We start from the raw sequence: 10,644 nt of genomic DNA, 5'->3' as shown, positions 1-10,644 counted from the left end.
GTGGGCGGCGCGGGCACGTTCCAGTCGATCCCGAGCATGTCGGCGCGCAAGGCCACGGTCGTCGAAGGCGGCGTGGACTACGCCTTCACTCAGGCCTTCACCCTCTCGGGCGATGTGCTGTACCGGCGTGATTCCACGCTGTCGAACAGCACGATGGTCTATCGCGTGCTGGCCCAATACAGCCTGTCCAAGCGCACCACGCTGCTGGCCAACGTGGCGTATCTGAAGAACTCGTCAGGCGCCACGGAGGCACTGGTCAATACGTCGTCAGGCGCCATTGGCGGCGGCGTGCCCGGCATGACGCAGACCTCGGTCACGCTGGGCGTGCGCCACGTGTTCTAGGCAACCCGGCAACTGCAGGGCGCCGGCCGCGCCATCTGTCCAGATGGCGCGGCTTCCCGCCGGCGTGGGCTCACCCACCAGATCGATGCGGGGCGGGTCGCGTGCCTGCGTTTGGGAGCGCATCGCGTATAGACCGGTACGCTTTGTCGCGACTTCACGATCCCGCTTCGAGCGCAGGCCGGGTCGCCGCGGCCCTTGTCGTGGGCGGCCAGGTCGAATTTCATACCCCGCTCTAGGGCGCGTATGGGGACAGCTACCGGTATAGGGCCAGGGCAAAGCATAGTCACCGCGCTTGCTGCTGCCCAGGCCAAGGCAACGCGGGCATCAGCCCCGACCTGGCGGCGGTCTGCGAGCGTTTTCCACGGCTCTAGGAGTGCTTCAGTCAGCACGGCTCAGCCGTCGCGACGGAATCACAATCGTATTGGTGGAGCAAAACAGCCGCATGGCGCTGGCGCTTTCGTCCTGCGCTTATGTGTTGGAGACGGTGCGCGTGGCGCTGGAAGGGGACTGCAAGGGTCTGGCTCGGGACGAGCACGTCAAACGGTAGTATCTCGGCGGATAATTACCAAATTGCATCCTATTACGTCCGCCGTGAGCCATCTACCGACCAATCAAGAAATTTACGAACGCATCTATGCTGCGATCAGCGAACGTCGCTTGGCGCCAGGCACCAAATTGAGCGAAGCGCGCCTGGCGCAGGTGTTTCATGCCAGCCGAACGCGTATCCGCGAAGTGTTGATGCGACTCTCTCAGGAACTGGTGGTCGAGCTGCACGCGAATCGCGGCGCCTTCGTTGCCAGGCCGACAGCACGCGACTTGCGCGATGTTTTTGCAGTGCGCCGCGCGCTCGAGCGCGCAGTGGCAACGCAACTGGCGCAACAATATGGCGGCCAGTCCCTTGTCGTCATGCGCAGCCACTTGAAAAGCGAACAGGCAGCTCGTGAGTCCAATGATCGCGCCGCACTATCGCGACTGACTGGCGATTTTCATGTGCGCCTGGCCGAGATCACCGACAACCGACTGTTTAGCGATAACTTGCGGCGACTGGTTGCGCTCACGGGTCTGGTGATCTCCCAATATGACGCCCTTGCCAGTAGCGCCTGCCCGGAGCATGAACACGCTGACATCGTGGCCGCCATTGAAAGTGGCGATGTTCGTCGTGCAGAGAAATTGATGCTTGATCACCTTGACCATGTTGAGCAAGGAATCCGCGCTCCGCAGGAAGAAGTCAACGAGACGGACTTTGAAGCCATCTTCCAGGTCAGCGTGCCGGTGTCGCCGACAAAGACAGGTGCAGGGAAGCGGAAAAATTCTGGCGCTTGATGGTGCTGCTGCAAGTGCTCTAGTGGTCTGCCGTTACACCACGCATTGGCGTTATTGCGCAGCGTAGCGTTCGAATTCCCTGGAAATCTCTCAGTTGGCGAGGCCGGGTGCTGAGACAAACCAGCCCAAGACTCACCGCTGCGCCAGCAGTAGAAAAAGCCCCTTGGTCGTGAGGCCAGGGGGCTTTTTGTTTGGTGCTTCAAACCGAATGTCGTTCAGGCCCGGCTCGCCGCCTGGGCCAGCATGGCCTCGATCCGCTGGTCCTTTTCATCCCAGAGCTGGGCGAGCCAGCGGTGGAAGTCGCTGCGGAAGGTGGCGTCGGCGCTGTAGTCGCTGGTACAGAAATCCGCCGGGATCGGCAATTCGCGAATGTGGACCATGACCCGGCCCGCCTGGCCGCTGGCAAGCTGCCAGAAGCTGGGCGTGCCGTCGGGGTAGGCAATGCTGATATCCAGCAGCGACTGGAACCGGCCGCCCATGGCATTGAGTGTCAGCGCCAGGGCGCCGGCCTTCGGTTTGAGCAGGTGACGGTAGGGGGACGACTGCGCCTTGTGCTTGGCGGGGGTGTACCGCGTACCCTCGGCAAAGTTCATGACGCTGGTCGGCACGTGGGTGAACTTGGCACAGGCGCGTCGCGTGGTTTCGCGGTCCTGGTTGCGAAGCTCGGGGTGCTTTCGCAGCGCCGCCTTGGAGTGCCGCCGCATGAACGGAAAATCCAGCGCCCACCACGCCAGGCCGATCACCGGCACGTAGATCAATTGCTGCTTGAGGAAGAACTTCAGCAGCGGGATGCGCCGGTTCAGTACCCGTTGCAGCACGAAGATGTCGACCCATGAGCGGTGGTTGCAGTTGACCAGATACCAGCCTGCGTAGCGCAGGTTGGCAGCGCCTTCCACGCTCCACGGCTCGCGTTGCAGCAGCCCGATCCAGACGTCGTTGCAGCTGATCCAGCACGTGGCGACCCAATTGAGCATGGGATCGATCCGGCGGCGCACCGCGACGGCTGGCACCAGCAGCTTGAGCGCAGAGAGCGTGAAGAGCGGTACGCTCCAGAACAGCGTGTTCAGGGCAAGCAGGATCAGGCTGAGCGTGCCCAACGCGAAGGCAGGCAGGACGCGGACCAACGGCACCTCCAGTGATAGCCCGCCGGACATCGCGGCTGGCATGGATCGTGATGATCAGGATACGTGAGGCTAGACCGGATTGCCGGGCAAAACCATGCGTTGCATCAGGATTCATGCTTGGCGTCGGGAGGCGCAAAAAACCCTTGGGGTCGCCAAGGGTCTTTTGCCTGGCGCAGGTCAGAACGAGTGCTTCAGCCCCACACCCGCCAGCACCGTCTTCGCGCCCGGTGCCGTGCCGCCCGCAACGATGGAGGTCTTGAGGCCTTCCAGCGGATCGGCCGTGCCCACGGCGCCGGCATTCACGTACACCAGTTGCGTGTACAGCGTGGTGCGCTTGGAGAACGCGTAGTCGTTGCTCAGCACGATCGACTTGGTGTTGCTGTTGTGCGCGTTGCTTTCGTACTTGCTGTAGTAGCCGGCCAGCGTGGCGGTATTGGCGGGGCTCCACTTGTAGTCGATCCCGGCGCCGATCGACTTGACGTCGGACACGCGTTCGCCCGTCGGGGCGTTGTTGGTCACGCCGATGTAGTTGACCTTGCCCGTGAAGGCGCCGAACGGCACGGCCACGCCCGCGCTCCACAGGCGGCTGAGCGTTTCGCCGGTGCCGCTGTCGGCGGTCGATTGATAGCCGAGGCCGACCGTGACCGGGCCCGTGTAGGTGGCACCCAGCGAGAGTTCGTTGCCGCGCTTGAAGCTGCCTGCAGCCTCGCCCAGCGAATACGCCACACCCAGCCACACCGGGCCGAAGCTGTTGGAGTACTGCACCGTGTTGCCCGTGAACACGCCCACGTCGTTGCCGGGGTTGGTGCCGGCGCCCAGCGCGTTGCCCGGGGCAGAGAGCTGGTTGTAGGCCCAGCCGTACAGGTTCGAGAACTGCTCCTTGAAGCCGCGCGCTTCGGTGCCGATGGTGCCAATGAGGGCCGGGCTGTACTGGCGGCCCAGCGTGATCGCACCCCAATCACCGCTGAGGCCGACGTTCGCCTGCCGGCGGAAGAGTTGCGAGCTGAAGCCCGGGCCGGTCGTGAGCGTGCCGGTGTCGCTGCTGAAATGCCCTTCGAGGTTGAAGTTCGCCTTCAGACCGTTGCCCAGGTCCTCCGATCCCTTGAGGCCCCAGATGCTGGGGCTGATGCCGCCCGAATGCATCTCGGTGATGCTGCCACCGGCAGCGCTCTTGTTCTGGTACTGCAGGCCTGCATCGATCGTGCCGTAGATCGTGACGGACGATTGCGCGAAGGCGCCACTCGCGGCGCAGCCCAAGGTGGCGGCCAGTGCGTAGTGTCGAAGGCGTGGGTTCTGCATGGTGTCTCCGTATTGTCTTTGTGATGAAGTCCAGTGAATCGGCTCGGACGTGTTTGGGGTGGGCGCCAAATGCGCGGGGCGCGCTCAACGCCGGCGGGGTCATTGCAATATGCGTACCACCGCGAAAATGGCGGTTCGCGGCGCATTGCAAGGTGTTGCAGCGTTTTGAATAACGTTTGCGAGCGTCGCAGGGGCGGGGCGCAGTGTGGTACGACGAGACAGTTGGTGTGACAGGTGTCCCATTGCCTGTTCAGCAATGGAGCATCGCGCGGCGCGCTCAGGCTGACGGCGCGTTCTGCATCCAGCGGTCTTCCAGCTCGCGCCAGGCACGCGCCACGTTGAATGCGTGCCGGGGGTGGAAGTTGCGCCAGTCGCGATACGCATTGCCCGGCACGTAGTCGAGCGCATGCGCTGCGTCTACGCCGGATTCGATGGCGTGCGTGATCGCACTGTCGAGCGCGTCGAGATAGGCGAGCGTGGGCTGTAGCGTCTGCGCAGGCGTGCCGATGGCCGTGCCGACGACGATGCCGGCGGGCAGCGCAGTCAGTGCATGCAATGCCTGCCGCCATCCGAGCAGCGAGCCTTCCTGCAGGTCGGGAACGCGCTGCCGATACGCCAGCCCACCCACGCAGAGCACGCGCCGCTGCGGCGCATACAACACGGTGTCTGACGCGCTGTGCGCAGCCGCATGGACGTGCACCTGCCACGCAGTCTTGCCGGTGTGCAGCCAATCACCATCGCGCAGCGCGGGTTCGGGAATCACGATCTGCGTCGCCCGCATGACCCGCTCGCCCAGCATGGCCGTCAGCCTTGCGAGGCAGCTCTCGCAGCGCTGACGCATCAGGCTGGCTGTGGCCGCTGACGCAAGGAACGCGGGACGCGGCTGCAATTGCGCGAAGGCTGCGTTGGCCAGCACGTGCTCGGGGTGCGCGTGCGTGTTGACCACCCAGCGGATCGGCTCGGCGGTGATGTGCCGGATGGCCGCGATCAGCCGATCGCCCCATCGCGCATGGGGGCCGGGGTCCACCACCAGCACGCCGTTGCCGGTGACGTGTACCAGCGTCGGCACGACTTCTCCGGCGTTGGCGCGTGAGGCCTCGGCGTTGTCGGCGCGTGCCGCATACAGGCCGTCTTGCAGGCGCAACAGTGTGACGCGCGTGGGCTCAGCGTGGACAGTGGGCGTCGGTGGGAGCAGGGTCGCGAGCATCATGCGCATCCAGCGTCGCCGGGCAGGGTCGGGTGCCATGTCAGCGCACCAGCGCGGCGCTCTCATAGCGTGGGTAGAACCGCGTGACGTTGCGCAGGTACTCCGCGGGCATGCCGCCCCACTGCGCATACGGTGCGTCGACCGGCATCGCGATCACCTCGGCCAGGTCGCGTCCTTCCTCTGCTGCGTGGCGCATGCGGGCATCCAGCCAGAGCAGGTATTGCCGCGTCTGCGCAATCGCATCGGCCTTGCCGAGTGCGGGACCGTGGCTGGGGATGAGGACGCGTGCGCCGCTGTCGGCCACGATCTTTTGAAGCCGGTCGAGACTCGCCAGCCAATGCTCGATGTTGGCGTGCGGCGCGGTTGGAATCCGGTCGCGGAACGCCAGCCCGCCTGCGAACACGACACCGCTCGTGCGGTCCACGAGTACGAGGTCGTCGTCGGTATGGCCGTCGAAGCGGATGAGTTCGATGTGGTGCCGGCCCAGGGTGCGTGTGCCCGGCGTCAACGGTTGGGTGGCCGGTGTGGATACGGTGTTCTGCATCCACTCACCGCAGATGCGGTAGAGGTTGTCGGCATAGGCCTCGCCTTCGCGTTGCGCACCGGCGATGGTGCCCGGCAGCGCCTGTGCACCCACGTCCGCATAGGCCTGGTTGCCGAAGAAATAATCGGGGTGCAGGTTGAGGTTGAATACCCAGCGCACGGGGGCTGACGTGACGGTGCGGATGGCTGCGCGCTGCTGCTCGCCGTACAGCTTCGATGGCCCCGTGTTGATGACGAGCACGCCGTCGCCCGTGTCGATGAAACCGGTGTTGATGATGTTGCAGCCGTTGCCCGCCGAGAAATCCGCATTGGCGCCTTCCAGTACCCAGACGTCGGGTGCCACGGCGCGCGGCGCGAGGTGGTAGTCGGGGCCCTGTGCGCGTGCGAGGGCAGTCACCAGCGCCAGGCACAGCAGGATGCTCAACCGTTGGGTCAACCAGCTCATCGTGTCACCTGTGCGCGGATGCGGTTGCCGTTGTTGTCGACGCCGGCCACGCTGATGCCGCGTTCGACAGGGCCGTCCACATCAAACGAGAAGATCGGGTTTTCGGCCACCGGCTCGTAGAGCGCGAGCCGCAGCATGGGCCGGCGCTGCGCGTCGAGCAGATCGAGCTGTTCAATGTGAAAGGACGGAATGCCGGCCACCAGGCCCGTATCCATCGGGTGCATCACGCGCAGCCGGATGCGGCTGCCCGCACCGTTGAAGCCGGGAAACACGCGCGATTCGACCTGGTTGAGCGTGGTGCTCCAGGTGGCATCCTTGCGGGTGGCGCCCGGCAGCGTGCAGCCGCCGCCGGTGGCGTCCACCATGAAGGTGCCGACATGCCACACACCATCTGGCGTGCGCGCCGCCACGCGCAGCGGCGAGGCCTCCTGCAGCTTGAACCGGAACGACAGCGCGGCGCGCATACGCATCGGTTCGAACTCCAGCACCTTGCGGATCGGGTTGCGGTCCACCACGACGATCACACGATCGACCTTGCCCAGCGCCGACGCGTCGAATGCAATGGGCACCTGCATCGGGTCTTCCGCAAACGCCGGTCCGGTGATCTTGATGCGGTTGTCAAACGTGGCCCGCGCGGTGCCGAATACCTCTTGATGGATCGTTGGCCACAGCGGCGAGCCCGCGGGGTCGGTGCCGGTGTCTGCCCCGGCAGGCCAGGACAGGCACGCACAGACCAGTGCGGCAGCGGCGGCAAGGGGTGAGGCCGTTCTCATCGTGTGCCTGGATTTGCCTGAGGGTTCGAATGGACGGCTGATGTTGCGAAAGTCGTGCCATGCGCCTGGTGTGCCCGCGTGTGTGTGCGCCAGGTGTTCAGGCGGCGGGGCGTTGAGCTTTGCAACACCCGGTGTTCCATTCTGGAGCAATCCCACGGGCCGACAACGCAGAACAGCCGGTGCCGGAGGGATGAAACATCTGTCGCAGGGGATGGCCCGGGTTTTGCAGATGACGATCGGACACAGCGCAGACATGACGCTGCGGTCATCACTCAAACATCAGGAGACAACCCATGCGTTACGCCCATCCCGGTACCCCCGGCGCCATCGTTTCGTTCAAGTCGCGGTACGGCAACTTCATCGGCGGCGAGTTCGTTGCGCCGGTCAAGGGCCAGTACTTCACCAACACCACGCCGGTCACGGGTGAGGCGATTGCCGAATTCCCGCGCTCGACTGCGGAAGACATTGAGCGCGCGCTCGACGCCGCGCATGCCGCTGCGGACGCCTGGGGCCGCACTTCGGTCCAGGACCGCTCCCTGATCCTGCTGAAGATTGCCGACCGCATCGAACAGAACCTCGAACTGCTGGCCGTGACCGAGACGTGGGACAACGGCAAGCCCGTGCGCGAAACGCTGAACGCCGACATCCCGCTGGCGGCCGACCACTTCCGTTACTTCGCCGGCTGCATCCGTGCGCAGGAAGGCTCGGCGGCAGAGATCAACGAATTCACCGTGGCGTACCACATCCACGAACCGCTGGGCGTGGTGGGCCAGATCATCCCGTGGAACTTCCCGCTGCTGATGGCCGCATGGAAGCTGGCCCCGGCGCTGGCCGCCGGCAACTGCGTCGTGCTCAAGCCCGCCGAGCAGACGCCGCTGGGCATCTGCGTGCTGCTGGAACTGATTGGCGACCTGCTGCCCGCAGGCGTGCTGAACGTCGTGCACGGCTACGGCAAGGAAGCCGGTGAGGCACTGGCCACCAGCAAGCGCATCGCCAAGATTGCGTTCACGGGTTCGACGCCGGTGGGCTCGCACATCATGCGGTGCGCCGCCGAGAACATCATCCCGTCGACGGTGGAGCTGGGCGGCAAGTCGCCCAACATCTACTTCGAAGACATCATGCAGGCCGAGCCGAGTTTCATCGAAAAGGCTGCCGAAGGCCTGGTGCTGGGCTTCTTCAACCAGGGCGAGGTGTGCACGTGCCCGTCGCGCGCGCTGGTGCAGGAATCCATCTATAGCCGCTTCATGGATGCCGTGATGACCAAGGTGGCCGCCATCAAGCGCGGTGACCCGCTGGACACGGAAACGATGGTCGGTGCACAGGCCTCGGAGCAGCAGTTCTACAAGATCCGCAGCTACCTGGAAATCGCGCAGGAAGAAGGCGCCGAATGCCTGGTCGGCGGCGATGTGGAAGTGCTGCCCGGCAACCTCGCCAAGGGCTACTACATCAAGCCGACGCTGCTCAAGGGCGACAACAGCATGCGCGTGTTCCAGGAAGAGATCTTCGGCCCGGTGATTGCCGTGACGACCTTCAAGGACGAAGCGCAGGCCGTGCAGATCGCCAACGACACCGAGTTCGGCCTGGGCGCGGGCCTGTGGACGCGCGACATCAACCGCGCGTACCGCGTAGGCCGTGCCATCAAGGCCGGGCGTGTGTGGACGAACTGCTATCACCTGTATCCGGCGCACGCGGCCTTTGGCGGCTACAAGAAGTCGGGCGTGGGCCGCGAGACCCACAAGATGATGCTCGACCACTACCAGCAGACCAAGAACCTGCTGGTGAGCTACGACACCAAGCCGCTGGGTTTCTTCTGATGGTGTAGCAGTTGGTAGGACGCGGTGGGCGTACGGTCATCGACACCCGTGCGTCTGCCGCCAACCCTGCGTGGCACAGACCGCGCAGGCAAATACAAGAGAAGAGGAGACACGGCCATGTGCCGACCACACGCGCTGTCGCCATCACGGTCGTGGTGTGCGCAGTTGTCTGCCCCATCGCTGCGGATTCCTGTTCAGGAATAGCGCGCGCCGCGTCGTCGTCTTCGAGAGGCTGAAGTTGCACCTCCAGACACGTCAGCGAGACACCAGGGAGACACTGCGGTGCATCTGACTATCCGCCGTTCGCGCAAGGCTGCACCTCGTTTGAGCGGGGTGGTGCTGGCACTCGCTGCCGCGGGGCTTCATGCGCCGGCCTTTGCCGAGGACCCGCTCATCGCGGTGGCACTGCCCACCACCGAGGTGGTCGGCTCGACCCCGATCGACAGCATTGGCGTGCCGCTGTCGCAATTTCCTGCCAACGCGCAGCGCATCAGTGCGAAGGATGTTCGCGAGCAGCGCAGCGCGAACCTGGCTGACGTGCTGAACGACAACCTCGGCCAGGTCAGCGTCAGCAACGGCTCGGGCAACCCGTACCAGAACGACGTCAACTATCGCGGGTTCCAGGTGTCATCGCTGCTGGGCGTGCCCATCGGGCTCTCGGTCTATTTTGACGGCGTGCGCATGAACGAGCCCTTCGGCTCGATCGTGAACTGGGATCTCATTCCCATGAACGCGGTGTCCAGCATCAACATCCTGCCGGGGTCCAATCCGATCTTTGGCCTCAACACGCTGGGCGGGGCGCTCGTCGTCAACACCAAGAACGGGAAGGACAACTCCGGCACGTCGATTGACGTACTGGGCGGCTCGTTTGCCCGCAAGGCCGTGAGCTTCGAGACCGGCGGCGTCGACGCAGCGCACGACACCGACTACTTCGTGGCCGGCAACTTCGACAAGCAGAACGGCTTTCGCGACCACTCGGGCTCCGAGGTCAAGCAACTGTTCGGCAAGGTGCGGTGGCACGGCAACGATGGCGCGACCCAACTGGAACTGTCCGCAGCACTGGCGGACACGTCGTTGAGCGGCACGCAGTCGCTGCCGGTGGACATGATGTCGAACCGCAGCGCTGCCTATACGTGGCCCGACACCATCAAGAATCGGATGGCGCTGCTGAACCTGAAAGGCAGCCATTGGCTGAACGACAACAACCAGCTGGCCGGCAGCGTCTACTACCGCAAGGCCAACCTGCACAACATCAACAGCAACGCGCAGCTGGACGACGGCTGCTTCAACGATGATGGCTCACTGGCAACGACCGCCGCCGGCGGCGTCACGACCTACAAGTGCGCGAACAAGGCACCAAACGGCACGACAGTGAATGCCGTGACGAATGCCAACGCGCTGGCGCTCGGCTACGGCCGCTGGACCAATGCCATCAACACCAGCGTCGTGGATTCCGCCACGCACGAAGATACGGTGGGCTCTTCCCTGCAGTGGTCGAACTTCGACAACCTGGCAGGGCACAAGAATGCATTCACGCTGGGTGGGGCGTTTGATCATTCACGCATCACCTATGACCAGACCACCTTCCTGGCCCGGTTGATCAACTACCAGGCGGTAGTAATCCCCAACCAGGAATACGGCTTCACCGCCAACGGGTTGCCGCCGTCGGCGTCGAACCCCGCGTCGTTCACGGGCAGCAACGTCATCGGCGCGGTCAACCTGACATCCAACGTCAACAACTTCAGCGCGTATTTCACCGATACGTTCAGCGTCA

At 64.4% G+C, this 10,644-nt stretch carries 9 protein-coding genes; 4 read left to right on the top strand and 5 right to left on the bottom strand.

Features of this window, described 5'->3' with window-relative positions; all coding sequences use genetic code 11:
• Together NG900_RS26365 and NG900_RS26360 are read left to right on the top strand one after the other, a co-directional pair.
• Nucleotides 1-342, top strand: a 342-nt coding sequence (locus NG900_RS26365; protein WP_252685332.1) for a porin, incomplete at its 5' end; no start/stop codon positions are given.
• A 591-nt stretch (nt 343-933) separates the two neighbouring features.
• Nucleotides 934-1,665 (top strand): GntR family transcriptional regulator, encoded by a 732-nt coding sequence (locus NG900_RS26360; RefSeq protein ID WP_252685330.1) that lies wholly within the window; start codon nt 934-936, stop codon nt 1,663-1,665.
• 215 nt (nt 1,666-1,880) lie between these two features.
• Here NG900_RS26360 and NG900_RS26355 read toward each other — a convergent pair whose 3' ends face one another.
• From NG900_RS26355 to NG900_RS26335, 5 genes are all read right to left on the bottom strand, one after another.
• Complete coding sequence (locus tag NG900_RS26355; RefSeq protein WP_252685328.1) at nt 1,881-2,789, bottom strand: acyltransferase; 909 nt, start codon at nt 2,787-2,789, stop codon at nt 1,881-1,883.
• Nucleotides 2,790-2,966: 177 nt separating this feature from the next.
• Nucleotides 2,967-4,088, bottom strand: a complete 1,122-nt coding sequence (locus tag NG900_RS26350; RefSeq protein ID WP_252685326.1) for a porin — start codon at nt 4,086-4,088, stop codon at nt 2,967-2,969.
• A 277-nt stretch (nt 4,089-4,365) separates the two neighbouring features.
• Complete coding sequence (locus NG900_RS26345; RefSeq protein ID WP_252685334.1) at nt 4,366-5,295, bottom strand: MBL fold metallo-hydrolase; 930 nt, start codon at nt 5,293-5,295, stop codon at nt 4,366-4,368.
• Nucleotides 5,296-5,335: 40 nt separating this feature from the next.
• On the bottom strand, nt 5,336-6,283 hold the full coding sequence (locus NG900_RS26340; RefSeq protein ID WP_252685324.1) for a quinoprotein relay system zinc metallohydrolase 1: 948 nt from the start codon (nt 6,281-6,283) through the stop codon (nt 5,336-5,338).
• Nucleotides 6,280-7,056 (bottom strand): quinoprotein dehydrogenase-associated SoxYZ-like carrier, encoded by a 777-nt coding sequence (locus NG900_RS26335; protein WP_252685322.1) that lies wholly within the window; start codon nt 7,054-7,056, stop codon nt 6,280-6,282. Before NG900_RS26335 ends, NG900_RS26340 begins: the two co-directional genes overlap by 4 nt.
• A 293-nt stretch (nt 7,057-7,349) precedes the next feature.
• Between NG900_RS26335 and exaC the strand changes: the two genes are divergently transcribed.
• The gene (gene exaC / locus NG900_RS26330) at nt 7,350-8,870 is read left to right on the top strand and encodes an acetaldehyde dehydrogenase ExaC (protein WP_252685320.1); all 1,521 of its coding nucleotides are present in this window, start codon (nt 7,350-7,352) and stop codon (nt 8,868-8,870) included.
• 282 nt (nt 8,871-9,152) lie between these two features.
• Nucleotides 9,153-10,644, top strand: a 1,492-nt coding sequence (locus NG900_RS26325; RefSeq protein ID WP_252685318.1) for a TonB-dependent receptor plug domain-containing protein, incomplete at its 3' end; no start/stop codon positions are given.

Source organism: Ralstonia soli (assembly GCF_023955655.1).
In the GTDB taxonomy this organism is placed as follows: Bacteria; Pseudomonadota; Gammaproteobacteria; order Burkholderiales; family Burkholderiaceae; genus Ralstonia; species Ralstonia soli.
This window is presented reverse-complemented; position numbering and strand designations above follow the sequence as displayed.